We start from the raw sequence: 24,566 nt of genomic DNA, 5'->3' as shown, positions 1-24,566 counted from the left end.
GGAAAACCCTTTCTGAACGGAGGCGCTCATATCCCGGAGGCGGCGCTGACAGTCACCCGTTGGCGGGTGTCTCGGTGCCAATTAAGGCCGTTACGTGACAGGCCGCGCCGTCCTCGTCAATTGTCCGCTTTCAATACAGCGGCCGACGAAAAGATCAATGGCGCCAGCCCTGTTTGATGCATGGCACAGGTTCGGGGCGGGCAGCCATGGTAAAGTTCCTCTGTGAAATCAACCGAATCAAATCGCACACATGCACAGGGTCTCTCGACCCTGTCCAAGGTGATCGCGGCGCTGGCCTGCTGGACAGCTCTAGCCGCCCCAGTGGCCGATTCCGCACAGGCCGATCCCAGCCACGCGATCGCCATGCACGGCGCCCCGGCCCTGCCACCCGATTTCAGGCAGATGCCCTATGCCAATCCCGACGCGCCGAAAGGCGGCCGCATGGTCCAGGGCGTTCTCGGCACCTTCGACAGCCTCAATCCCTTCATCGTCCGGGGCATCGCGGTGCCGCAGATGCGCGGCTATGTCATCGAAAGCCTGATGACCCGCGGCCAGGACGAAGCCTTTACGCTCTACGGCCTGCTCGCCGAGAGCGTCGAAACCGACGATACCAGAAGCTTCGTCACCTTCCGGATCAATCCCCAGGCCCAATTCTCCGACGGCAAGCCCGTCCTCGCTGCGGATGTGCTGTTCTCCTGGCAGTTGCTGCGCGACAAGGGCCGGCCCAATCACCGGCAGTATTATTCGAAAGTGGCCAAGGCCGAGGCGCTGGATGAGCGCACGGTGCGCTTCGACTTCGGCGGCCAGGCGGATCGCGAATTGCCGCTGATCCTCGGCCTGATGCCGGTGCTGCCGAAACACGCCGTCAATCCCGACACGTTCGAGGAAACCTCGATGGCGCCGCCGCTGGGCTCCGGGCCATATACGGTGACGGCCGTGAAACCCGGCGCGGCGGTGACCCTCACCCGCAATCCCGCTTATTGGGGCCGCAATCTGCCGATCAATCGCGGGCTGTGGAATTTCGACGAGATCCGCCTCGACTACTATCGCGAGGCCAATACCCATTTCGAAGCCTTCAAGCGCGGCCTCTACGACTTCCGCGTCGAGAACGAACCGCTGCGCTGGCACGACGGCTACACATTCCCCGCCGCCACGTCCGGCGAAGTGATCCGCGACAGCATCAAGACCGGCCTGCCGAAGCCGTCGGAATTTCTGGTGTTCAACACGCGGCGACCGATGTTCGCAGATATTCGCGTACGTCAGGCGCTGACGCTGCTGTTCGATTTCGAGTGGATCAACCGCACCTACTTCTTCGGCCTCTATGCCCGTTCGGCAGGCTTCTTCGCGGGCTCTGACCTCTCGGCCTACATGCGCTCAGCGGATGATCGCGAACGAACGCTGCTGCAGCCCTATGGCGCAAGCATCGCGGCCAACATTCTGGATGGCAGCTACCGCCTGCCGGTCAGCGATGGTTCGGGCCGTGACCGTCCCGCGCTGCGAACTGCGCTGGCACTGCTGAAGGATGCCGGCTACGTGCTCGATAACAACGTGCTGCGGCGGCAGTCGGACAAAACGCCCCTCGCCTTCGAGATCCTCGTCACCACCCGCGATCAGGAACGCATCGCGCTGGCCTATGCACGCGATCTCAAGCGCGCCGGCATCATTGCCAATATCCGCTCCATCGATGCCGTGCAGTTCGACCAGCGCCGCATCAATTTCGAATTCGACATGATCCAGAATCGCTGGGACCAGTCGCTGTCGCCGGGCAACGAGCAGTCATTCTACTGGGGCTCGGAAGCCGCCGACAATCCCGGCACCCGCAACTATATGGGCGCGAAGAATCCTGCGGTCGACGCCATGATCTCCGCCATGCTGGAGGCCCGCGACCACGGTCCGTTCGTCGATGCCGTCCGCGCCATGGACCGCGCGCTGATCGCCGGTTTCTACGCTATCCCGCTCTACTATGTCGGCGAGCAATGGATTGCGCGATGGAATCGGATAGAACGACCTTCGACCATCGCTCTCTCAGGCTATTTGCCGGAGACCTGGTGGTCCAGAACACTGCCAGCTTCGCCGCCGAACCGGAAGTGACACCGTGACATCACCCACGCCGAATGCCTCGCCCACCCTCGACGGTCTGTTTCGTCGCATCCTCAGCCGGCAGCCGCAGGCGCTGGCGCTGGTCGACCCCGCCGACAAGCTCCGCGTCACCGCAACGGAACCGCAGCGGCTGACCTTTGCGGATGCCGACCGCGCGATCTCGGCGCTGACGGCGCATTTCATGGAGGCCGGCCTCCCCGCCAATTCGGTCATCGCCGTCCAATTGCCGAACACCGTCGAATTCGTGCTGACCGTGCTGGCTGCGCATCGCGCCGGCCTCGTCGTCGCGCTGCTGCCACAGCTCTGGCGCCAGGCCGACCTGACCATGGCACTGAATCGCTGCAGCGCGCGCGCCCTGGTGACGTCGAGCAAGATCGACGGCGTCAGCCATGCCGATCTGATCATGAACGCTGCGGCTGAAGCCTTCTCGATCCGCTATGTCGGCGGCTTCGGCAGCGACCTGCCGGAAGGCATGACCCCGCTCGACGCCGTATTGACCGGCGAATTCACCGAACCCACCCCGGTGGTGCAGGACGCCCGCCGCGCGGCCATCGTCTCCTTCGATGTCACCTCCGACGGCTTCCGCGCGGTACCGCGCACCCATCTCAACCTGATCTCCGGTGGCCTCGCCGTCTTCCTCGAAAGCGGGATGCCACAGGGCGCCACGATCATGTCGGCGATGGTGCCATCGTCTTTCGCCAGCATCGCCTCGTCGCTGGTGACCTGGCTGCTGTCCGGTGGCGTGCTCGCTTTGCATCATCCGTTCGACAATGCGGTGCTGGAACGTAGCATCGCTGCCAACGCCTGCGACGTGCTGGTGGCGCCTGCGCCGCTGGCGCAGCGCCTCGCCGAGGGCGGACTGCTCGATCGGTCTCCCGTGCTGCGCTACGTGCTCGGCCTCTGGCGCGCGCCTGAACAGGTCGCGGCTTCGCCGGCGTGGCCCGGCTCGCAGGCCTCGTTCACCGACGTCTATCTGTTCGGCGAAGCTGGCCTGTTCGGCGCCGTCCGCGGCGACGACGGCTTGCCCGTTGCCATCATGCCGGGCCCGCATGGCGCGCCGCGTGCCCAGCAAGGCTCCTCCATTGCCGGCGATATCATGCTGACGCCCAGGGGCACGCTGGGCCTCCGCGGCCCGATGGTGCCGGTGCTGGCCTATACGGCACAGGCCGACGCTAGCAACGCGCTGATCCCCGCCCAGCCGCTCGATTATGTCGATACAGGCTATATGGCCCGGCTCGACCGCGCGACGGGCGCGATCAATATCACCGCGCCGCCCTCGGGCATCATGGCCGTCGGCGGCTATCGCTTCCTGGCGCAGGACCTCAACGAATGGGCCAAGCGGCTCGGCGAGAACGCCATGCTGACGGCGCTCCCCGATCGGCTCAGCGGCTACCGCCTCGCCGGCCGCGCCAGCAACAACGGCCGCGCCCGCGACGCCCTGACAGAACTCGGCCTCAATCCGCTGATGGTCGAAGCCTTCCGCGACCGTGCCGCAGCCGACTGAGCGAGCAAAAGCGATCCTGAAAATGCGAGCGATCTCATTGACTCTGCATTAAGGACGTCGGGCTAGCCTGCCGCGATCAGTTTCGCGTAGAGGTTCAGCTCAAGCATGTCCGACCAGGCCACGATCGTCGCCGTCTCCAACCAGCAGCCGGCCGCGTTTGCGACAGCCCTGGCGGAGAGCAACATCTTCCCGGTGGTCGATGCAACATGGGCCGAGGCGCTGGACGCAGTGGCGCGGGTGCAGCCGGCCGCCGTGGTCGTGTCGGCTTCGGCTGACGACATGCCAACCTTCCAGGCGCTGGCCAAGCGCCTCGGCGCCAAGCAGCCTTATGTGCCGCTGATCGCGATCGATCCCGCTACAGACTTGCCGGGCCATGCGATCCCGCTCACGCAGACCGACGGCAATTTCGATCGACTCAGCGCGCGGCTGCGCAATGCGCTGCGTGTGCGCACGCTGCATGCCACCGTTATGCGACGCCTGACCGCCGAAAACCTGCATCGTATGTCCCTGCAGTCGGACCCGCTGGACGATGCGACGGTGATGCTGATCGGCCGCGGCGGTGGTTATGCCGCGCTGTCGGTTGCGCTCGGCGAACGCGTCGGCGTGGTCGGCGCGCTCAGCATCGAGGCTGCCGCCAAGCATCTCAATGCGCGCGACCTCGACGGCATCGTCATCGGCGAGGGCTTCAGCACGCGCGTCGTTGACGCGTTTCTCACTGTCCTCACCGAGGACGCACGCTTCCGCAATCTGCCCGTTGTCGTCACCGTGCCCGGCCTGACGCCGAGCTACGATCTTGCCAATCTCGAAATGGTCGTCGGAGACGCCGACACCGTCGCGGCCGCGGCGCTGCCGCTGCTGCGCCAGCACGCCTTCGAGGCACGTCTCGGCCGCACCTTGAAGTCGATCGAATCCGACGGGCTGCTCGATCCCGCCACTGGCCTGCTGACGGCTGCCGCCTTCGAACGCGACATCGCGACCGCCGTCTACCACACGCAAACCCGCGGCGGCGGATTGTCGATGGCCAGGTTCTCGTTCGACAACATCCCGCTGCGCGCACAGCGCGACGCTGCGCGGATCATCAGCCGGCTGATGCGGCGGATGGACTTCGGCACGCTGCAGAACGACGGCTCCATCGTGGTCGCTTTCGCCGAAACCGACCAACGCAACGCCCATATGATCGCCAGGCGGCTCTCCAGCGTGATGAAGCATACCATGCACGGACCCAAGCGCGATGCGCGCAACGATCCCCACGTCACGGTGATCACGATGGAGCCAACGGATACCGCGAAGTCGCTGCTGGCACGCCTGCATGGCGAGGACGCGCAACGCGCAGCGTCTTAGTTCCAGAAATAAAATCAGGAACGAAGTATCGAACATCGCATTGTAGGTGCATCTGCAATGGAGACAACGATAATGAAAAAGCTTGCACTGATCACCGCTTCCCTCGCCCTTCTCGCCACGCCGGTTCTCGCGCAGTCGACAGTCACGACGGGTGCTGCGCCCGCCGAGGCAAAGTTCTCGACCGTTTCCAAGGAGGAAATGTTCTCGTCCAAGCTCAAGGGCCTGAACATCACCAACCAGAAGGATGAAACGATCGGCGAGATCAGCGATCTCGCAATCAAGAACAATCAGGTCGACGCGCTGATCCTGTCGGTCGGCGGCTTCCTCGGCATGGGCGAGCACTATGTCGCGGTCTCGCCGGCTTCGGTGAAGGTGAGCCTGAACAAGGACAACAAGTGGGTGGCGTCGATGAACACCACCAAGGAGGCCCTGAAGGCCGCTCCGGAATTCAAGTATCCGAAGTAAGCGTCGCGTAGTTCAACGAACGGCCGTCGGCAGCTATGCCGGCGGCTGTCTTGTTTTGCGGCATGCTCTGTCCTCATCCTGAGGAGCCGCACTTTGGCGGCGTCTCGAAGGATGCGTGTTCGGCGCTGACTTCGCAGCCATCCTTCGAGACGCAGCGCCATCGGCGCTGCTCCTCAGGATGAGGACGGAGCGAAAGCGCCTAAGCCGCCTTCTTGCTCTCCGCGAGCCCCGCCAGCGCGCGCAGGATCTCCGTCGCACCTTCGAGGCGTTCTTCCGGTGTTCCCCAATCCTGCAGGAACACCACCTTCATATCCGGGCGCACCTTCGCGGCTTGGCCATACTGCTTGATGAAGAATACCAGCTTGTCCGGCTGCGCGAACGAGTTGTCGCGGAACGAGATGACAACGCCCTTCGGACCGGCATCGACCTTCTCGACATTGGCGCGGCGGCAATAGGCCTTGATGGCCGCGATCTTGAACAGATAACGGACCTCGTCGGGCAGCACACCGAAACGGTCACGCAGCTCTGCGGCGAAGGCAGCGATCTCGTCATCGGTCTCGAGATCGGCGAGTCGACGATACAGCGACAGACGGACCGCAAGATCGGCGACAAAGTCGTCGGGGATCATCACCGGCATGCCGAGCGTGATGGTCGGCGACCACCTGTCGGCGACCGGCTGGGAGATACCTGACTTAAGCGCCAGGATCGCCTCTTCCAGCATCGACTGATAGAGCTCGAAGCCGACTTCCTTGATGTGGCCGGACTGTTCCTCGCCGAGCAGATTGCCGGCACCGCGAATATCCAGATCGTGCGAGGCGAGCTGGAAGCCTGCGCCGAGGTTCTCCAGCGACTGCAGTACTTTCAGCCGGCGTTCCGCCTGCCCGGTGATCTTGTGCGTCGACGGCAGCGTGAACAAGGCATATGCGCGCAGCTTGGAGCGGCCGACACGGCCACGGAGCTGATAGAGCTGCGCGAGGCCGAACATGTCGGCGCGGTGAATGATCAGCGTGTTGGCGTTGGGAATATCGAGACCCGACTCCACGATCGTGGTCGACAGCAGGATGTCGTATTTGCCGTCATAGAACGCCGACATGATGTCTTCGATGACCGTTGGCGCCATCTGGCCATGGGCCACGGCGACCTTCATCTCCGGCACATGCTTGTCGAGGAAGTCCTTCACCTCGGCGAGATCGTCGATGCGCGGCACCACATAGAACGCCTGCCCGCCACGATAGCGCTCACGCAGCAGCGCTTCGCGGATCATCAAGGGATCATGCGGAGCCACGAAAGTGCGCACCGCCAGACGATCGACCGGCGCCGAGGCGATGATCGACAGGTCACGTACGCCGGTCAGCGCGAGCTGCAGCGTGCGCGGGATCGGCGTGGCCGACAGCGTCAGCACATGGACATTGGCGCGGAGCTGCTTCAGCCGTTCCTTATGCGTCACGCCGAAGTGCTGCTCCTCGTCAACCACGACGAGGCCGAGGTCCTTGAACTTGATCGACTTGCCGAGCAGCGCATGCGTGCCCACGACGATGTCGATGGAACCATCTGCAAGGCCCTTCTTGGTCGCCGTCAGCTCTTTCGGCGCGACCAGCCTTGAGGCCTGCGCGACATTCACCGGAAAACCCTTGAAGCGCTCGGTGAAGTTCTTCGCGTGCTGACGCGCCAGCAGCGTGGTCGGCACCACAACGGCGACCTGCTTGCCTTCCATGGCGACGGCGAAGGTGGCGCGCATGGCCACTTCCGTTTTGCCGAAGCCGACATCGCCGCAGATCAAGCGATCCATCGGCTTGCCATGTTCGAGATCGTGCAGCGCGGCGTTGATCGCGGTCTGCTGGTCCTCGGTTTCCTCATAGGGGAAGCGCGCGCAGAATTCGTCATACTGCTCGCGCGGTACGACGATCCGCTCGGTCTCGCGCAGATGCCGCTCGGCGGCGATCTTGATGAGTTCGCCGGCAATTTCCTGGATGCGGTTCTTGAGCTTGGCCTTGCGCGCCTGCCAGCCGGAGCCGCCGAGCTTGTCGAGTTCGACATTGGCCGCATCGGAGCCATAGCGCGACAGCAATTCGATATTCTCGACCGGGAGAAACAGCTTGGTCTCGTTGGCGTAGCGCAATTCGAGGCAGTCATGCGGCGCGCCGCCGACCTGCAGCGTCTGCAACCCGACGAACCGGCCGATGCCGTGCTCCACATGAACCACGATGTCGCCCGCCGCGAGACTCGTCACTTCCGAGATGAAGTTGTCGAGCTTGCGGCTCGCCTTGCGCGACCGCACCAGGCGGTCGCCGAGGATGTCCTGTTCGCTGATGACGGCGATCTGGTCGGTCTCGAAACCGCTCTCCATGCCGACCACGGCCAGCATGGTCTCGTTGCGCGGCGTTGCCTGCACCGCGCGCCATGAATTCACCATCTGCTGGTTGAGCAGTTTGTGATCCTTCAACATGCTCGCCATGCGGTCGCGCGAGCCTTCGCTCCACAGCGCGACAACGACCTTCTTGCGCTCCGCCTGCAGCGCCTGGATATGGGCGACCACACGCTCGAACACGTTCACATTGGCGTCGGCCCGCTCCGGCGCGAAATTGCGGCCTGCCCGTGCGCCCGCGTCGACCACGCCCGGCGTGCCGTCCGGCACGGCAAACGGCGACAACCGCGCCATTGCGAGATCTTCCAGCCGCTTGTGCCATTCGCTGTCGGTCAGATAGAGCCGGTCCGGCGGCAGCGGCTTGTAGATCGCGCCGCCGCCGGGGATGCCCATGGCTTCGCGGCGCGCCTCGTAATAATCGCCGATCTGCTTGAAGCGTTCGGTGGCGGCATCTTCGCCCTGCGGCTCGATGGCAACCGGCGTGCCCGGCAGATAATCGAACAGCGTCTCCATCCGGTCCTGGAACAGCGGCAGCCAGTGTTCCATGCCGGGATGACGGCGGCCTTCGCTGACCGCTTCATAAAGCTGGTCGTCGCGCTCCGGCGCGCCGAACTGCGCGACATAGCCCATGCGGAAGCGGCGGATAGTTTCGGTGATGAGCTGGAATTCAGACACCGGCACCAGATCCAGCGCGCGCATATCCATCAGCGTGCGTTGCGTCTCGGCATCGAAGGCCCGGATCGATTCCAGACTGTCGCCGAAGAAGTCGAACCGCACGGGCTGGTCGAGGCCCGCCGGAAACAGATCGAGGATGCCGCCGCGCACGGCATATTCGCCGGGCTCGCGCACGGTGCCGGAGCGGGTGTAGCCGTTGTGTTCGAGCCAGGCGACGATGGAGTCCATCGGCACCACATGGCCGGGCGCAACCGACAGCGCCTGCGCCGCGACGATCTCGCGGGCCGGCACGCGCTGCACGACGGCGTTGACCGTGGTCAGCACGATCATCGGCTTGTCGCTGCCGGTGAGGCGCGACAGCCGCGCCAGCGTGGTCATGCGATGCGCGAGAATGCCGCCATGGGGCGAGACGCGGTCGTAGGGCTGGCAGTCCCAGGCCGGGAATTGCAGCACCGGCAAATCCGGCGCGAAGAATTCCAGCGCGCGCGCGAGCTGCTGCATCCGCGGCCCGTCACGGCAGATCACGGTGAGGCTCACTGCCGGCGGCTTCGGCTTGGCCGCAACTGCGCGTGCCAGATCGGCAACGATCAGGCCTTCGGCGCCCTCGGCGACATTGGCAAAGGTCAGCGCACGGCCGGGCGCAAGCTGCGCGGCCGGCGAGGCAACGGGGGATTTCATAGAGGCTTGTCCAGATTCCGGAACAGCTTGATGCGCTCGAACAGCGGCGTGCGGTACTGCTCGTCCAGTTGGGTATCGCCGACGAAGGCCGGATAAAGCTCGGGGTCTTCGAGGCCGATCAGGTCTTCGAGCTGCTTGAGTTCGAGGTCCGCCAGAATGCCGATCTCGGCATCCGCAAAGCGGCCCAGAATGAGATCCATCTCGCGCGTGCCGCGGTGCCAGCAGCGGAACAGCAGCCGCTTGCGGCGGTCATCCAGGCCGTTGCTCGATCGTGTCGTTCCCGTCATCTGTCCATCCCGCCCAAAGCCCGCAAACGCAGAAAGCCCGGACGTGCCGGGCAGGCTCATATAGCCTCCGCTTCCGCCCCTGTCAGCACCTCATAACGCATTGCTTTCGCCTTGAAATGCATCCAAGTCTCGCAAATACCGTAGCTCTCTCGCCGTGCTGGCCACCTGAGTCGTCCTGATGCGCCCTGAAGTGCTCAATCCCCTGTTCGTCCCGGTCACCAGCATGTCGGGCATCGGGCCGAAGCAGGACAAGCTGCTGCGCTTCCTGCTGGACCGCGCCGAGACGCCGCGCATCGTCGATCTCTTGCTGCATCTGCCCGTCAGCGTGATCGACCGCCGCGACAGGCCGAAGATCAACGAGGCCGAGATCGGCGCCATGGTGACCCTCGAAGTCATTGTCGATCGCCATCGCGAACCGCCGCCCGGCCGCTCCCGCGCCCCGCATCTGGTCTATGCCCACGACGACACCGGCACGGTGATCCTGACCTATTTCCGCACCTATCCCGGGCAGATCGAAAAGCTGCTGCCGGTCGGCGAGAAGCGCTACGTCTCCGGCACAACGCAGCTGTTCGATGGCATGCTGCAAATCACCCATCCCGACCGCGTGGTCGACGAGGAAGGCTTCGCCAAGCTCACGGGCATCGACGCGGTCTATCCGCTGACGCAGGGCCTTGCGATCACCTCGCTGCGCAAGGCCATCGCGCAGGCGCTGACCAAACTGCCGGCACTGCCTGAATGGATCAGCCCCGAAGTGATCCGGCGCTGCAAGTTCCCATCGCTGGCGGAGGCGTTGCAGCGCGTCCATGTGCCGGTCGAGATCACCGACGTCCTTCCGGAAGGGCCGTTCTGGTCGCGCCTCGCTTTCGATGAACTGCTCGCCGGCCAACTGGCGCTGGCGCTGGTGCGTGCGCAACTCCGTCGTCCCGCCGGCGATCGCAATGCCGGCGATGGTCACATCCGCCGCAAGATCATCGACGCCCTGCCCTATGCGCTGACGCAATCGCAGCAGCAGGCGACCGCGGCCGTTGCCGATGATCTCACCAAGCCGCTGCGCATGCTCCGGTTGCTGCAGGGTGACGTCGGCTCGGGCAAAACCGTCGTGGCGCTGCTGGCCGCTGCGGCCGCCGCCGAGGTCGGCAAGCAGACAGCCTTGATGGCGCCGACGGAAATTCTCGCGCGCCAGCACATCAAGACCATCACGCCGCTGGCCGAGCGCGCGGGCCTGCGCGTCGCCATCCTCACCGGCCGCGAGAAAGGCCGGGAGCGCAAGGATATCCTGGCGCGGCTCGCCAGCGGCGAGATCGACTTCATCGTCGGCACCCACGCACTGATCCAGGACGACGTGGAGTTCAAGGCGCTCGCGCTGGCTGTGGTCGACGAGCAGCACCGCTTCGGCGTCCGCGAGCGTCTCACGCTGACCAACAAGGGCAACGCCGTCGATGTGCTGGTGCTGTCAGCAACGCCGATCCCGCGCACGCTGGTGCTGACTTACTTTGGCGACATGGACATTTCGGAGCTGCGCGAAAAGCCTGCCGGACGCCAGCCGATCGAGACCCGCACCATGTCGGCGAGCCGGCTGCAGGAAGTCATCGACGGCATCGGCCGCGCGGTGGACAACGGCAAGCTGATCTACTGGATCGTGCCGCTGGTGGAAGAGTCCGAAATGGACGGCCCGAAACTCACCAATGCCGAAGAGCGCTTTGAAAGCCTGAGCGAGCGCTTCGGCGACAAGGTTGGCATCGTGCATGGCCGGATGAAGGGGGCGGAGAAGGACGCGGCGATGGCGCGCTTCGCTGCCGGCGAGACGCAGATCCTTGTCGCTACGACGGTGGTTGAAGTCGGCGTCGATGTCCCCGCCGCGACCATCATGGTGATCGAAAATGCCGAGCGCTTCGGTCTCGCCCAGTTGCATCAGCTCCGCGGCCGCATCGGGCGCGGCTCGGAGGCGTCGACATGCCTCCTGCTCTATCGCGAGCCGCTCGGCGAGATCGCCACCAAGCGCCTCAAGGTCATCAAAGACTCCACTGACGGTTTTCGCATTGCCGAGGAAGACCTCAAGCTGCGCGGCGAAGGCGACGTATTGGGAACGCGTCAGAGCGGCATGCCCGGCTTCCGCATCGCGCGGTCCGAAGTCCATGCACAGCTCATCACACAGGCGCGCGACGAAGCGCTGCGGATCCTGCAGGACAATCCGAAACTGACAGGCGAGCGCGGCGAAGCGCTGCGCTGCCTGCTGTATCTCTACGAACGCGATGAGGCGATCCCGCTGATCGGTGCGGGATAGCCGCGCTTTCTTGTCATTCCGGGGTAGGACGGACCGCAAAGCGGGCCGGACTGAGCCCGGAATCTCGAAGTGTTTTGCGCTGTCGGAGACTCTCATGCTGGGATTCCGGGTTCGCGTGCGCGAAGGCGCGCCCGCGCCCCGGAATGACGAGCTTGGGGCGGCAAGCCTGCACCAAACATTTTTTCCTACTCGCCGTTGACAACATCCCTATAAGGTTTATATTCCCCTCCGTCCTGCCCCACCGAGAGGGGCGATCGCGATCGTCACGTTCGCGGGGTGGGATGCGGTGGACGCCGGAGATGCGGCGTTACGCGGTTTGGGGGTGACGTCTGTCTTCGGGCAGGACGGATCTGCGCCAGCACTGCCACTGGCAAGGAGACGGCCGACCTTGAGATGGACAGATCCCTGGACAGTGTGACGGACGACCAAATCGAAACGCGTTCGGCCAAGTGCTTTGCGGCTACCCTGTCCCTCCGCCCTGGGACATTAATTTTGGTGATGGGACCGTTCGCCATGGCAGATGTGCAGGCAACCGAAAAAACACCGTATGCGGAACGTCGGGCACTTGCTCGGCGCCTCCGAAAGTCCTGATGCACTCTAGATTGCGGAAGACCGCATCGCATCAGGCCCAAGGGTGCAACGGGCACCCGGCGTTCCGCACGCCCTCTCACAAGGGGGCGGGAATGCAAGAGACGACGGCGCCCCCGCGCCGCAAATAATGGGGGCGATGACGCATGTCTGAAGAGCCGTGGCTGTTTGACTTTCGAAGAAGCTGAGACGCGCAGGCGGTCGCGATATCCCTCCCCCAAGCAGCGAAGCTGCGCAGTGGGGAGAGTCGGCCGATAGGCCGGGGTGGGGTCTCCCCATGCGAGGACAGCGTTCGTGGCACCACCCCACCCGTCTCGACCGCTCCGCGGTCGATCCACCCTCCCCACTGCGCGGCTTCGCCGCTTGAGGGAGGGAAAGAAAGCTCTACGACCTAATCCACCTGTGCTGGCTGCTTCGCTGGCGGAGCATTCGCGATACCCGCTGCCGTTGCCATCTGCGCCAATGCTGCGATCTTCTTCTGCGAATCGGACCCCGGCTGTACGACGCCCGCTGACATGATCAGCGTCGCGGCATCCTCGGCGGACATGTCGATGTCGATGATCTTGCTCTTCGGCACATAGAAGAAGAATCCCGTCGTCGGATTCGGCGCGCACGGCAGGAACACCGAGATGTGTTCCTCCTGCCCCGGCAGGCTCTTCGCGACTTCGGTGCTTGGTGGCTGCGAGATCAGCACGATCGACCACATGCCGGGCGACGGAAACTCGACGAGGCCTACTTTACGGAAACTCGATCCTGAACCCGAGAACAATGTCTCGAACACCTGCTTCAGCCCGCGATAGATCGCGCGCACCACCGGCATGCGGCCGAGCAGGTTCTCGCCGAGATCGACCAGCGAGCGGCCGATCAGGTTGGCGGTGAGGAAACCCAGCAGGGTCAGCGCCACGAAAGCGACGATCAGGCCGGAGCCCGGAATACCGTAAGGCAGGTACTGTTCGGGCCGATAGGCCTCCGGTACCAGCGGCCGCACGATCGCATCGACCCAGGTGACGAACCACCAGGTCAGGTAAAAGGTAATCGCGACCGGACCGGCAACGATCAGACCGGTGAGGAAATAGTTGCGGATCCGGGCCATGAAGCCGCGCGGCGCCTCGGGCGGCGGGTCGCCAACGGGCGGGGTCAACGGCAAATCGGGGCGTTCCATCAGCGTTTCAAATCCATCTGGCGCGGCGCGCGAAACCGCGCCGTCAGTCCTTATGGGTATCCTAGCAGGATTTCGCCAGTGCGGGGGAAGCCACTTGGCGGCGCCAAGCGGCCAAACCGGCCGCCTGCGACAATCTTGCCGCTTCGCCGGCCTATTCCACCGTGACCGATTTGGCCAGATTGCGCGGCTGGTCGACGTCAGTGCCCATCACGACGGCTGTGTGATAAGCGAGCAACTGCACCGGCACGGCGTAAACCAGCGGCGTGAATGCTGCGTCCATGTCCGGCATCACAATGGTCACCATGGAGTCCACGGTGGCCTCCTCCGCGCCCTTGGCGTCGGTCATCAGAATGATGTTGCCACCGCGCGCCGCGACCTCCTGCATGTTCGACACGGTCTTGTCGAACACCCGGTCATAAGGCGCGATCACGACCACCGGCATGGTCTCGTCGATCAGCGCGATCGGGCCGTGTTTGAGTTCGCCGGCCGCATAGCCCTCTGCGTGGATGTAGGAGATTTCCTTTAGCTTCAGCGCGCCTTCCAGCGCCAGCGGATAGCTGGTGCCGCGGCCGAGATAGAGCACGTCCTTCGACTTGGCGATGTCGCGCGCCAGCTTCTCGATCGCAGCTTCGTGCGTCAGCGCGTCGGTCATCAGACGGGGGACCTTGACGAGACCGTGAACCAGTTTGGCTTCGTCGGCGTCGGACAGCTCGCCGCGCGCCTTGCCGGCTGCGATCGCAAGCGTCGCCAGCGCCATCAGCTGGCAGGTGAAAGCCTTGGTAGAAGCCACGCCGATTTCCGGACCAGCCAGCGTCGGCATCACGGTCTCGCTCTCGCGTGCAATGGTCGAGGTCGTGACGTTGACAACAGCGAGCGTGTGCATGCCCTGCTCTTTGGCGTAACGCAGCGCTGCCAGCGTATCGGCCGTCTCGCCGGACTGTGAGATGAAGATCGCCAGATCGCCCTTGCGCACCGGGGCTTCGCGATAGCGGAATTCGGAGGCGACGTCGACTTCGACCGGCACGCGCGCAAAACGTTCGAACCAGTATTTAGCGATAAAACCCGCGTAGCTCGCAGTGCCGCAGGCGGTGATCGAAATGCGCTGGATGTCCTTGAAGTCGAACGGCAGCGTCATCGGCAGCGCAACGCGCTCGTTCGCCAGATCGACATAACGCGCCAGCGTGTGACCGACGACTTCCGGTTGCTCGTGAATTTCCTTGGCCATGAAGTGGCGATAGTTGGCCTTGTCGACCATGAAGGCCGACGCGCCGGATTTCAGCACGTCGCGCTTCACGACCTTGCCGGCTTCATCGTGGATCTCGCAGCCCTTGCGGGTCAGCACCACCCAGTCGCCGTCTTCGAGATAGCTGATGTCGTCGGTGAACGGCGCCAGCGCAATCGCGTCGGAGCCGAGATACATCTCGCCGTCACCATAGCCGACTGCAAGCGGCGAGCCCTTGCGGGCGCCGATCATCAGGTTGTCGTGATCCTTGAACACGAAAGCCAATGCGAACGCGCCCTTGAGCCGTGGCAGCGCCTGCTTCACGGCATCGACCGGTGTTGAGCCCTTCTGAAGGTAGGAACTGACGAGGTGCGCGACGACTTCGGTGTCGGTCTCGCTGGCGAACTTGGCGCCGCTCTTTTCGAGCTCGAGACGCAATTCGCGGAAATTCTCGATGATGCCGTTGTGCACGACCGCGACGCCTTCGGCGGCGTGCGGATGCGCGTTGGCTTCGGTCGGCTTGCCATGCGTCGCCCAGCGGGTGTGACCGATGCCGATATGACCTGCCAGCGGCGACTTGCCGAGCTTGGCTTCGAGATTCTTCAGCTTGCCTTCGGCACGGCGGCGATCGATATGCGCGCCTTCCAGCGTGGCGACGCCAGCGGAATCGTAGCCGCGATATTCGAGGCGCTTCAGCGAGTCCACGATCTGGTCAGCAACCGGACCGCGTCCCAAAATTCCGACGATGCCGCACATGCGGGGTTATCTCTCCAAGTGGTATCAAATTGCCCAGAAATACTGGAACTCTCTTAGCGAGAATCGCAAATCGACTGTTACTCAATAATTATTGCCGATTGAGACAAGTTACCGCGGTTGTAGGGGCATTTTGCGCGACGCGTTTAACAAACCATCAACGTGTTTGCGGAAGCATCCACGCCTGACCGGAGTAGACGTCCATGTGGGAGGAGCGAGACCCCAGAGCCCCCCGATCGATCGCCGGATCACGGCTGCGACATGTCGAGATGTCGCAGAGCAAACTGGCGCATTGGCCGCCGCCGCAGCGTGATATTGCGGTGAAACCGCATGTCGCCGAGCCCCATACGCCGCAGGAAGAAATTGTCGCCAAGCGCCCGATCCGCCGCGGCTGGCACCTGAAGACCCCGGTGACCTGACGTCATCGCGAACACCGCGCGCTCACTTCGGCTTCTTGTTCGCCGCGTTCTTGTCGCGGAAGCGCTTGCCCCAGCCTTCCTTCATCGACACCTCGTTGCGCTCTACCGCAAGCGCATCGTCCGGCACATCGCGGGTGATCACCGAACCCGAACCGATATAAGCGCCGGCCCCGATCTTCACCGGTGCGACCAGCGACGAATTCGAACCGACAAAGGCGCCGGCACCAATGATCGTCTTGCTCTTGTTGAAGCCATCGTAATTGCAGGTGATGGTGCCCGCGCCGATATTGGCGCCGGCGCCGATATGCGTGTCGCCGACATAGGTCAGGTGGTTGACCTTCACGCCCGCTTCCAGAATGGCCGCCTTGGCTTCAACGAAGTTGCCGATCCGCGCACCCTCGCCGACCGACGTTCCCGGCCGGATGCGTGCGTAAGGACCGATCGAGGCCTTCTTGCCGATGGCCGCCTGCACGATATGCGAGAAGGCGTGAATGACAGCGCCGTCAGCGATACTGACGCCGGGCCCGATCACCACATACTGCTCGATGGTGACGTCGTTGCCGAACGTCGTATCGGCCGCGAGATGCACGGTCTCCGGTGCGACGATGGTCACACCGGCATCCAGCGCAGCCTTGCGCAACCGGGCCTGCATGATCGCTTCGGCTTCCGCGAGCTGCGCCTTGGTGTTGATGCCGCGGACTTCGTCCTCACTGGTCTCGATCACACTCGCCCGCAATCCCATGCTGCGCACGATCTCCACGGCGTCGGTGAGATAGTATTCGCCCTTGCTGTTGGACGTGCCGATCTTCTCGATGATTGTGAGCGCGGTCTTGCCGGCGAAAGCCATCACCCCGGCATTGCAGAGATCGACCGCACGCTCGGCCGCTGTAGCATCCGCATGTTCACGGATCGCAACGAGCTGATCGCCTTCGACCAGAAGTCGGCCATAACCAGTCGGGTCGGCCGCACGAAAGCCGAGTACGGTCAGCGCGGCACCTGCCTTCAAGGGCGCACGCAAACGCTCGAACGTCTCGGCCGAAATCAGCGGCGTGTCGCCGAAGGCGATCAGCAGATCGTCCGCGCCTTTTGCAATAGCGTCCTTTGCCGCCAGCACGGCATGGGCGGTGCCGAGACGCTCGCGCTGAACGAATGTTGCGGCATCGGGCCGCACTCGCCTGACTTCATCCGCCACGTCCTGACGATCGGGACCGACAACGACGGCCAGCGCAGAGCCTGCGCCATGAGGCGCTGCCGCGAGCACATGGCCCAGCAGCGACTGGCTGGCGACCTGATGCAGCACTTTCGGCGTCGAGGACCGCATCCGCGTTCCCTCGCCGGCCGCGAGCACGATGGTGAGGCTGGTTCTGCCCGTCATCCGAATCCCCGTTGTGGCGACGCTCATGCGCCGCGGCCGTCTTAAATGGTTTTGGGCCAATCTGGAAACCGGTTTGGTTCGCCGCGTGGCCCGACAACCTCAGGTTCCTGTCGGTTTCCTGATAATGTTGAACTGTGATTCGCAGGGGCGATGGGGCGACGCAGACGTCGAATGGCGGATAAGCACGACAAGTGGGCCGATACTCTCTCAGCCGAGCATAGTGGCTGGCTGACCGGATTTCTGGCTGAGGAAGACAAGGTCGACCGCCGCATGATGTGGCGGCTGGGCTCCTGGGGCGTTGCCGCCGTGGGTGCGGTGGTGGTTGCCATTCTGGCCAGCCAATCGCAGGTCCAGTTGCGCCGCGATCAGGTCGCCACATCCGATACCTTCGCGCGGCAGGCCCAGCAGATCCAGCTCGTCGCCAAAGAGACCCAGGCCGAGGCCCGGCGCCTGACGCTGGCCATCGAGACGCTGAACAGCGATCGCGACCGGCTCTATGCCCGCGTCACCTCGGTCGAACAGGGACTGGATTCAGTCACCGGTTCGATCAAGCGCCAGACCATTCCAACGCCGACAGCCGCCACAACCACGCCAGCACCGCAGCCATCTGCCACCGCATCCGTCGTTGCCCCGCCGGCAGCCGCCGAGCCAAAGCCGGTGGCAGAGCTTCCGAGCATTCCGTCGACGCCGGTCATCGGTCCCGTGGCTGCCATCGCGCCGCCTGCCGAAACGACACCCGCCAAACCGGCGCAAACAGCGGCTTCATCGATAATCAATCCACCAGCCTCTGCGCCGCTCGTTACATGGAAATCGATGACGGCACCGCCCGACGCTGCGGCCGCCAAATTGAGCGAACCGGCGCCGACCATCGAAGCTCCTCCGGCGGCTCCGGAGACAACGGCATCGGTCCAACCGGCCGCGACCGAGCCCACCCCTACAGCTATCGAGACCGTGGCGACGCCGGTCGCCCGCACGGAGTTCGGCGTCGATATCGGCGGCGCCAATTCGGTGGACGGCCTGCGCGCGATCTGGCGCGGCATGTCCAAGTCACGCGCGCTGAACGGACTGCGCCCAATCATGATGGTGAAGGAACGCCCGACCGGACTCGGAATGCAACTGCGCCTTGTCGCCGGTCCGCTCAGCGATGCTGCAGCCGCCGCGAAGATCTGCGCCGCGCTGACCGAAAGCAGCCGGCCCTGCGAGACGTCGATCTTCGATGGTCAGCGCCTTGCTATGAAGGCCGAGACGGCGCCCGCGGAAGCTGCGCCTGCACCAGCCAGACCGGCGCCACGCAGGCGCGCCGCGCCGAAGCCACAGGAGCGCACCGAACAAGCGCCGCCGCCCAAGCCCGTTGAAGAAGTTGCGCCGCCGAAGCCGCAATCGTCGCTGACCTCGTTCCTGGGTCTGCGTTAAGGACCAAAAGATCAGATTTTCAATCTCTTGGCGTGCGCGGCTAAAGTGTTATCTAGGTCCGACCTCTCACCGCGACCGCATGCCGGGTTGTTCCGCACCGCGTTTTGAACCATGGTTTCCGCATGAAAAAAGATCCGTTCAAGCTCACCGCCCGTCAGGTGCAATGGCTTCTCATCGTCGGCTTCCTGTCGGTCGGCTACGCCATCTATCTGCGTTATCTGGCCATCGAATTGTCGACGACGGCGCTCGCCTGCGACGCCGGCCTGCAGAGCACCCTGTGCAAGAGCCGGCTGGTGATGACCTATCTGTTCAAGAATTCGGTGTTCGGCATCGCCGCGGTCGTCATTGCGACGCTGAATCTGCTGCGGCCGTCGATCGTGCTGATCACCGTCGCACTGATCGCAGCCGGTTTCGGGATCGTGCTCTACAACGTTGCCCTGTCGGGCATCGCGATCGGCCTGCTTATTCTGGGCTTTGCACGGCCCGCGCCTGCCACAGCGTGATGCCGAACAGCAGATAGATCGCGCAGGTCCACAGCGACTGCCAGTTATCCGGCCCTTCGTTGAAGCCGATATACAGGGCCGACAGCACGAGCACTCCGGCAAACACCGACTCGGCGATCGGCCGCACACCTTCCTGCGGACGGTTGACAGCCATCAGTCCGGCGAACGGCACCACCGCCATGGTCAGCGCCGCGAACGGAAAGTCGCGGTAACGCGGATCAAACACGAAACCGAGCGCGGTCTCAGCGCCGATCAGCGCCGCCACAGCCAGGGTCAGCCCGAGCAGAACGGTCGACCACGAACGGGCCAGGAACCGGCTCGGTCCGACCAGTTGGAGGAAGGTCGGTAGCGAGCGGCCGGACATCGTCGCATAGGCGCACAGCAGCGGCGACGCGACACCGGCGGCCAGCAGCGCGCTCCACTGGATCCAGCGGCCGACGCCATAGCTTTCATAGATCAGCTTGTCTGCGGCAACGCCCAGCAGGACGCCGGCCACCGTGGCCGATACGGCAACGGTCAGCCAGGCCGACAGACGCGGCGACCAAGGCCGTCGACGGAGCGTCAACATGCCCGTCACGAAAACCAAGAAGCTCAGGCCCATGCCGAGCCCCATCTGCAGCTTCCACGACGGATAATTGGTAATCGGAACGCCCGGCAGATACTTCAATTCGCGCGGCTCATCGTAAATCAGGCCCCAATAGCCGCCGACTGTACCTTCAAGGTCGCGCTTCCACGGCTGGTCATAGGCTTCGATCAGATTGACACGGAATCCCTCGCGCTTGGCCAGATCGAGGATTTCGGACACGACCCGTGCCTGGTTGGTGCGCGACGGCAACGCGCCATCGCGCATCCGCCCGGCGCTCGGCCAACCTGTTTCGCCGATCAGGATTTCCTTGGATGGAAACGCCACGGCGAGACGCTTGCGGATCGAGTCCACATGGGCGGCGGCGCTCTTCGCGCGGATTGGGAAGTCCTCCCAATAGGGCAGGATGTGGATCGTGACGAAATCCACCGCGTCATAGATCTCGCGATTCTTCAGCCAGAACTCCCAGACATCGGCATAGGTCACGGGGATCTTGCCGACCTGCGCCTTCACCGAGCGGATATTGCCGACGAGATCGGCCGCCGTCATCTCGCCGCGCAACAGCACCTCGTTGCCGACGACCACGCTGCTGATCACATTCGGAAAGCGCTTGGTGAGGTCCACGACGCCGGCGATCTGCGCCAGGTTCTTGAGCCGGTTGCTCCCGAGCCATACGCCCTGAATGACCTTCAGTCCGACCTTGCCGGCCAGTTCCGGCACCTGATCAAGGCCGTTATCGATCGAATAGGTCCGCACGCATTTGGTGATCTGCGCCAGCTGCGCCATGTCGGCGGCAATCTGGCTCGCCGGAATGATGGCGGTCGAGTTCAGCGGCGTTTGCTCGCCGCGGAACGGCGCATAGGAGACGCATTCCAATTTGGCGGCGGGATCGATCGGCGCGCGCACCAGCGTGACCGGCGTGGCGAGCCACCACCAAACCGCTGCGATCGTACCAAGGGAAAGGATGAGAAGCGCCAGCGGCGTGCGGGTGGAAATTGGTTCCGTCCTCCAAAGTCGTCCGTCGATTAGCCGGTCATCGCCAATCTGCCAAGTGCGTCATGCCGGCAATCACGGACTTGTCGGCCCGACACGCCACGAAAATCAGACAAACTTCCGGCGTTGCTGGACAAAATCAAAAATGTCCGTCATGGGATTCAGCCGTGGTCGCCGCCGTATTGGGGGCCCATTTGAACGGCATCTGGCGAGGGCGTCAGAACTGCCTGGCAGCCAACTTATCGGGGACTTTATGCGTCGACTGGTGTTCGGGTTCCAATCTGCGGTTCTGCGTTGTCTCGCCGTTCCAGGCCTTGCTCTGCTGCTGGGTGTTGGCTGCGCGTTGGCCCAGAGCGGCCCAGTTCGCGCACAGGATCAGAAGCCTGCGGCAAATGCGCCCGTGACGCCTGCCGACGTTGCCCGCGAAAGCCAGAAGAAGTCCGACGAATTTGTCGAGGCGACCCAGGCGATCAATGGTCCTGCCGGCAATCCCGAATGCGTCTGGCTTGGCCGCCGCGTCGTGGTGCTGATGTGGCGCGACGATCTCGACACCGCGTTCCGTCACCTCGATCTCTACGACCGATTCGGCTGCCCCGGCGGTCATGTGCAGGCGACATTCCGCTGTCTGGTCAAATTCGGACCGCTGATCGATCCGAAAATTGCTGACAGTCTCAACAGCCGCGTCCATGGCTGCTGGATCAATCCGAATGCGCAGCCGCAGCCTGCCGCGCTGAGCCAGCCCGCAGCGCCTGCGCCTGCCGGTGGCGGCGCAGCAGCGCCGGCGGCCACTCCGCAGCCGGACGCCAAACCGCCTGCTGAAGCGCCGAAGTAATGTGGCGCGCCCTGTTCAGGCGGCATTCAGCTGGCGGCGCCTAATCGCATTTGAATAATGGTGCCGCCCTCAAAAGGCCACGGCAGCGTATGAGTTGTTAATTCGTGTGGCGGATATAGTCTCCGTTACCGTTGTACTGGTCGGACCTCGGGGACGGGTCCGCTTCCCGGCCACGCTCGCCCCGTTATGGTTCAGTTGCGATGCGCGCTGTCGTCGCCGTTTTATTGTTCGTGACCGCCGTTCATGCCGCCCTATGGGGCGTATTGCGCGAGAAGCAGGAAGCTCCCGATTTCAAGGGCATGATTCCGAGCCTCTCCTATGCGCCGTTCGAGGGCACGGCGCATCCCGACGTCGACAACATTCCGACCGTCGAGAAGATTCGCGCCGACCTCAAGAAGCTGTCGACCATCACCCGTGCCATCCGTCTGTATTCGTCGACCGGCGGTGTGGAAATGGTGCCCGCCATCGCCAACGAGTTCGGCCTCAAGGTCACCGTCGGCGCCTGGATCGACAAGAACGCGGATCGCAACGAGCGCGAAATTGCCTCCGCCGTTGAGCTGGCGAAGAAGAACCCGAACGTCATCGGCATCGTGGTCGGCAACGAAACGCTGTATCGCGATGAACTCAAGCTCGAGGACCTCGTCGAATATATCCGCCGGGTAAAGCGCCAGGTCACGGTTCCCGTCACGACCGGTGAAATCTGGAACATCTGGCGCGACAATCCGCAGCTCGCCTCGTCGGTGGACTTCATCGCGGCGCACATCCTGCCCTATTGGGAAAACTTCACCGACACCCAGGCCGTCGACCAGGCTGTCCATCTCTACGGCGTGCTGCGCGAGACCTTTCCCGGCAAACGCATCGTGATCGCCGAATTCGGCTGGCCGAGCGAGGGCTATAATCTGCGCAGGGCCGTGCCCGGCCCGTTCAAGCAGGCCGTCGTGCTGCGCAACTTCGTGACCCGCGCCGAAGCGATCGGCATGGACTACAACATCGTCGAAGCCATCGATCAGCCCTGGAAATTCTTCGAAGGCGGCGTCGGCCCCTATTGGGGCGTTCTCAACGCCTCGCGTGAGCCGAAATTCCCATGGACCGGTCCGGTCGTGGATCCGGACCACTGGAAGAACGCCAGTATTGCGCTTCTGGTTGGCATCCTGCTGTCGCTGCCGATCCTGCAGATCGTTGGCGCGACAGCGATGCAGGCTCTCGTGCTCTCGGCCGCAGCCAATGCCGTTGGCGCCTGGGCCGCAACCATCTTCGCCTATCAGCAGACCCACTATTTCGTCTGGGGATCGGCCTTTGCCCTCACACTCGGCTGCATCCTGCTGATCCCGCTGCTCCTGATCGCTTTGGCGCGCATCGAGGAGATTGCGGCCATCGCCTTCGGCCGGAAGCCATTGCGGCTGCTGACAGCCGAACGCAGCGAAAAGCTGCGTGCCGCTGCAGACGCCGAGCAGAAATACCCGAAGGTCTCGATCCACATTCCGGCCTATCGCGAACAGCCCGACATGCTGAAGCTGACGTTGGATGCGGTTGCCCGGCTCGACTATCCGAATTTCGAATGCGTGGTGATCATCAACAACACGCCGGATCCGGCCTATTGGCAGCCGATCCAGGATCATTGCCGCATGCTCGGCGAGCGGTTCATCTTCATCAATGCGGAGAAGGTCGAGGGCTTCAAGGCCGGCGCCCTGCGCATCGCCATGGACCGCACCGCGGCGGATGCCGAGGTGATCGGCATCATCGACGCCGACTATGTGGTGGAGCCGAACTGGCTGAAGGATCTCGTCCCAGCCTTCAACGATCCGCGTGTCGGCCTCGTGCAGGCGCCGCAGGACCACCGCGACGGCGACCGTTCACTGATGCACTACATCATGAACGGCGAATATGCCGGGTTCTTCGACATCGGCATGGTCCAGCGCAACGAGGCCAATGCGATCATCGTCCATGGCACTATGTGCCTCATTCGTCGCTCCGCGATGGACATGGCGGGCGGCTGGGCCGGCGACACCATCTGTGAGGACTCGGATCTCGGCCTCGCCATCATGCAGCATGGCTGGCTGACGCATTACACGAAGGAACGTTACGGCTACGGCGTGCTGCCGGACACCTATGAGGCGTTCAAGAAACAGCGTCATCGCTGGGCCTATGGCGGCTTCCAGATCATCAAGAAGCACTGGCGCCGTTTCATGCCGGGCGCGAGCCGCATGACCCAGGACCAGAAGCGCGAATTCGGCATGGGCTGGCTGAACTGGCTCGGCGCCGAAAGCCTCGGCGTCGTGGTGGCAATCCTCAACATCATCTGGGTGCCGATCATCGCCTTCGCCGATATCGCCATCCCCGACAAGATCCTGACGCTGCCGATCATCGCGTCATTCGTGGTGTCGCTGGCGCACTTCATCGTCTTGTATCGGCTGCGCGTGAAGATCGGCCTGTGGCAGATGCTGGGCGCGATGATCGCCGCCATGTCGGTGCAGTGGACCGTGTCGCGCGCCGTCGCCGATGGCCTGATCAAGGATCACCTGCCCTTCACCGTGACGTCCAAGGGCGGCAAGTCGACCATGTCGATCGAATTCCAGGCCTTCTGGGAAGCCGTGATCGGAGTGCTTCTGCTGATCAGCTGCGGCGTGCTGGTGTTCTCCAACAACTCCAAGCAGGTCACCGAGATCTACATCTTCGCCGGCGTGCTGGTGCTGCAGAGCCTGCCGTTCCTGTCGGCGGTGATGATTGCCATCCTGGAGAATTCACGCGCCAACGACTTCCAGTGGTGGCGCAACACGACGGTCCGCACGGCCGAGCTGATCGGCCTTCGCCCGGTGGCGATGCCGCCGATCGATGTGTCCCGTCCCGAGGCCCAGCGCGAAGCAAGCTGAACCGCGCCAATAGGGCGCGGTTCATGTCCATAACATCAAGCCCTGCCCTTGACCCCGGCGGACCCGCCTTTTACACAGCCGGTCACGCGATACGCTGCATTGCGGGCGCCATCGCGGCCGTGGCTGACCGGCCTCACCGCGCCCCGCAAGGGTC

At 63.7% G+C, this 24,566-nt stretch carries 16 protein-coding genes; 10 read left to right on the top strand and 6 right to left on the bottom strand.

The features are described 5' to 3' along the window. The first annotated feature begins 291 nt into the window (after positions 1-291). The 4 genes from AB8A50_RS05550 to AB8A50_RS05535 all read left to right on the top strand — a co-directional run bounded on the left by AB8A50_RS05550 (position 292) and on the right by AB8A50_RS05535 (position 5,410). Positions 292-2,091 (top strand): extracellular solute-binding protein, encoded by a 1,800-nt coding sequence (locus tag AB8A50_RS05550; RefSeq protein ID WP_439079922.1) that lies wholly within the window; start codon positions 292-294, stop codon positions 2,089-2,091. A gap of 4 nt (positions 2,092-2,095) precedes the next feature. After that, entirely contained in the window at positions 2,096-3,604 is a 1,509-nt protein-coding gene (locus AB8A50_RS05545) for an AMP-binding protein (protein WP_439077101.1), read from the top strand. Positions 3,605-3,709: 105 nt separating this feature from the next. Further along, positions 3,710-4,945 (top strand): GGDEF domain-containing protein, encoded by a 1,236-nt coding sequence (locus AB8A50_RS05540; protein ID WP_439071684.1) that lies wholly within the window; start codon positions 3,710-3,712, stop codon positions 4,943-4,945. A gap of 72 nt (positions 4,946-5,017) precedes the next feature. Continuing rightward, positions 5,018-5,410: a PRC-barrel domain-containing protein gene (locus AB8A50_RS05535; protein WP_093758623.1), complete on the top strand. Its 393-nt coding sequence runs from the start codon at positions 5,018-5,020 to the stop codon at positions 5,408-5,410. A gap of 199 nt (positions 5,411-5,609) precedes the next feature. Here AB8A50_RS05535 and mfd read toward each other — a convergent pair whose 3' ends face one another. Next, on the bottom strand, positions 5,610-9,128 hold the full coding sequence (mfd, locus tag AB8A50_RS05530; RefSeq protein ID WP_439077100.1) for a transcription-repair coupling factor: 3,519 nt from the start codon (positions 9,126-9,128) through the stop codon (positions 5,610-5,612). Beyond that, on the bottom strand, positions 9,125-9,415 hold the full coding sequence (locus AB8A50_RS05525) for a succinate dehydrogenase assembly factor 2 (protein WP_089264393.1): 291 nt from the start codon (positions 9,413-9,415) through the stop codon (positions 9,125-9,127). Before AB8A50_RS05525 ends, mfd begins: the two co-directional genes overlap by 4 nt. A 178-nt stretch (positions 9,416-9,593) precedes the next feature. On the opposite strand from AB8A50_RS05525, the gene recG reads away from it, so the two are divergent. Next, positions 9,594-11,699, top strand: coding sequence for an ATP-dependent DNA helicase RecG (gene recG / locus AB8A50_RS05520; protein WP_439071682.1), 2,106 nt, complete (start codon positions 9,594-9,596; stop codon positions 11,697-11,699). Positions 11,700-12,678: 979 nt separating this feature from the next. Here recG and AB8A50_RS05515 read toward each other — a convergent pair. Both AB8A50_RS05515 and glmS read right to left on the bottom strand, forming a co-directional pair. Next, on the bottom strand, positions 12,679-13,452 hold the full coding sequence (locus tag AB8A50_RS05515) for a DUF502 domain-containing protein (protein WP_374725664.1): 774 nt from the start codon (positions 13,450-13,452) through the stop codon (positions 12,679-12,681). A gap of 148 nt (positions 13,453-13,600) precedes the next feature. Beyond that, positions 13,601-15,427 carry a glutamine--fructose-6-phosphate transaminase (isomerizing) gene (gene glmS, locus AB8A50_RS05510; RefSeq protein WP_439058330.1) on the bottom strand — a complete coding sequence of 609 codons (1,827 nt, stop codon included), beginning with the start codon at positions 15,425-15,427 and terminating at the stop codon, positions 13,601-13,603. A gap of 266 nt (positions 15,428-15,693) precedes the next feature. Here glmS and AB8A50_RS05505 point away from each other — a divergent pair, with 266 nt between their 5' ends. Then, positions 15,694-15,843 (top strand): hypothetical protein, encoded by a 150-nt coding sequence (locus AB8A50_RS05505; RefSeq protein WP_158550328.1) that lies wholly within the window; start codon positions 15,694-15,696, stop codon positions 15,841-15,843. A 22-nt stretch (positions 15,844-15,865) separates the two neighbouring features. Here AB8A50_RS05505 and glmU read toward each other — a convergent pair whose 3' ends face one another. Then, positions 15,866-17,218 carry a bifunctional UDP-N-acetylglucosamine diphosphorylase/glucosamine-1-phosphate N-acetyltransferase GlmU gene (gene glmU, locus AB8A50_RS05500; RefSeq protein WP_439077099.1) on the bottom strand — a complete coding sequence of 451 codons (1,353 nt, stop codon included), beginning with the start codon at positions 17,216-17,218 and terminating at the stop codon, positions 15,866-15,868. 171 nt (positions 17,219-17,389) lie between these two features. On the opposite strand from glmU, the gene AB8A50_RS05495 reads away from it, so the two are divergent. Next, positions 17,390-18,631, top strand: coding sequence for a hypothetical protein (locus tag AB8A50_RS05495; protein ID WP_439077098.1), 1,242 nt, complete (start codon positions 17,390-17,392; stop codon positions 18,629-18,631). 122 nt (positions 18,632-18,753) lie between these two features. Next, positions 18,754-19,134 (top strand): hypothetical protein, encoded by a 381-nt coding sequence (locus tag AB8A50_RS05490; RefSeq protein WP_120289840.1) that lies wholly within the window; start codon positions 18,754-18,756, stop codon positions 19,132-19,134. Here the strand turns inward: AB8A50_RS05490 and AB8A50_RS05485 are convergent. Continuing rightward, the gene (locus AB8A50_RS05485) at positions 19,094-20,761 is read right to left on the bottom strand and encodes a beta-(1-6) glucans synthase (RefSeq protein ID WP_439079921.1); all 1,668 of its coding nucleotides are present in this window, start codon (positions 20,759-20,761) and stop codon (positions 19,094-19,096) included. The genes AB8A50_RS05490 and AB8A50_RS05485 overlap by 41 nt on opposite strands. 202 nt (positions 20,762-20,963) lie before the next feature. Here AB8A50_RS05485 and AB8A50_RS05480 point away from each other — a divergent pair, with 202 nt between their 5' ends. After that, entirely contained in the window at positions 20,964-21,542 is a 579-nt protein-coding gene (locus AB8A50_RS05480) for a beta-1-3, beta-1-6-glucan biosynthesis protein (protein ID WP_184516392.1), read from the top strand. Positions 21,543-21,742: 200 nt separating this feature from the next. Beyond that, the gene (locus AB8A50_RS05475) at positions 21,743-24,412 is read left to right on the top strand and encodes a glycosyltransferase (protein ID WP_439077097.1); all 2,670 of its coding nucleotides are present in this window, start codon (positions 21,743-21,745) and stop codon (positions 24,410-24,412) included. The last annotated feature ends 154 nt before the right edge of the window (positions 24,413-24,566 follow it).

Origin of the sequence: Tardiphaga sp. 841_E9_N1_2 (assembly GCF_051811065.1) — a bacterium.
Lineage (GTDB): Bacteria > Pseudomonadota > Alphaproteobacteria > Rhizobiales > Xanthobacteraceae > Tardiphaga > Tardiphaga robiniae.
This window is presented reverse-complemented; position numbering and strand designations above follow the sequence as displayed.

Bases quoted from the DNA above. Each gene is read 5' to 3' on its own strand.
- AB8A50_RS05490 (WP_120289840.1), top strand. From the start codon at position 18,754: ATGAAAAAAGATCCGTTCAAGCTCACCGCCCGTCAGGTGCAATGGCTT.
- glmS (WP_439058330.1), bottom strand. From the start codon at position 15,427: ATGTGCGGCATCGTCGGAATTTTGGGACGCGGTCCGGTTGCTGACCAG.
- AB8A50_RS05475 (WP_439077097.1), top strand. From the start codon at position 21,743: ATGCGCGCTGTCGTCGCCGTTTTATTGTTCGTGACCGCCGTTCATGCC.
- AB8A50_RS05535 (WP_093758623.1), top strand. From the start codon at position 5,018: ATGAAAAAGCTTGCACTGATCACCGCTTCCCTCGCCCTTCTCGCCACG.
- mfd (WP_439077100.1), bottom strand. From the start codon at position 9,128: ATGAAATCCCCCGTTGCCTCGCCGGCCGCGCAGCTTGCGCCCGGCCGT.
- AB8A50_RS05495 (WP_439077098.1), top strand. From the start codon at position 17,390: ATGGCGGATAAGCACGACAAGTGGGCCGATACTCTCTCAGCCGAGCAT.
- recG (WP_439071682.1), top strand. From the start codon at position 9,594: ATGCGCCCTGAAGTGCTCAATCCCCTGTTCGTCCCGGTCACCAGCATG.
- glmU (WP_439077099.1), bottom strand. From the start codon at position 17,218: ATGACGGGCAGAACCAGCCTCACCATCGTGCTCGCGGCCGGCGAGGGA.
- AB8A50_RS05480 (WP_184516392.1), top strand. From the start codon at position 20,964: ATGCGTCGACTGGTGTTCGGGTTCCAATCTGCGGTTCTGCGTTGTCTC.
- AB8A50_RS05540 (WP_439071684.1), top strand. From the start codon at position 3,710: ATGTCCGACCAGGCCACGATCGTCGCCGTCTCCAACCAGCAGCCGGCC.
- AB8A50_RS05525 (WP_089264393.1), bottom strand. From the start codon at position 9,415: ATGACGGGAACGACACGATCGAGCAACGGCCTGGATGACCGCCGCAAG.
- AB8A50_RS05505 (WP_158550328.1), top strand. From the start codon at position 15,694: ATGTCGCAGAGCAAACTGGCGCATTGGCCGCCGCCGCAGCGTGATATT.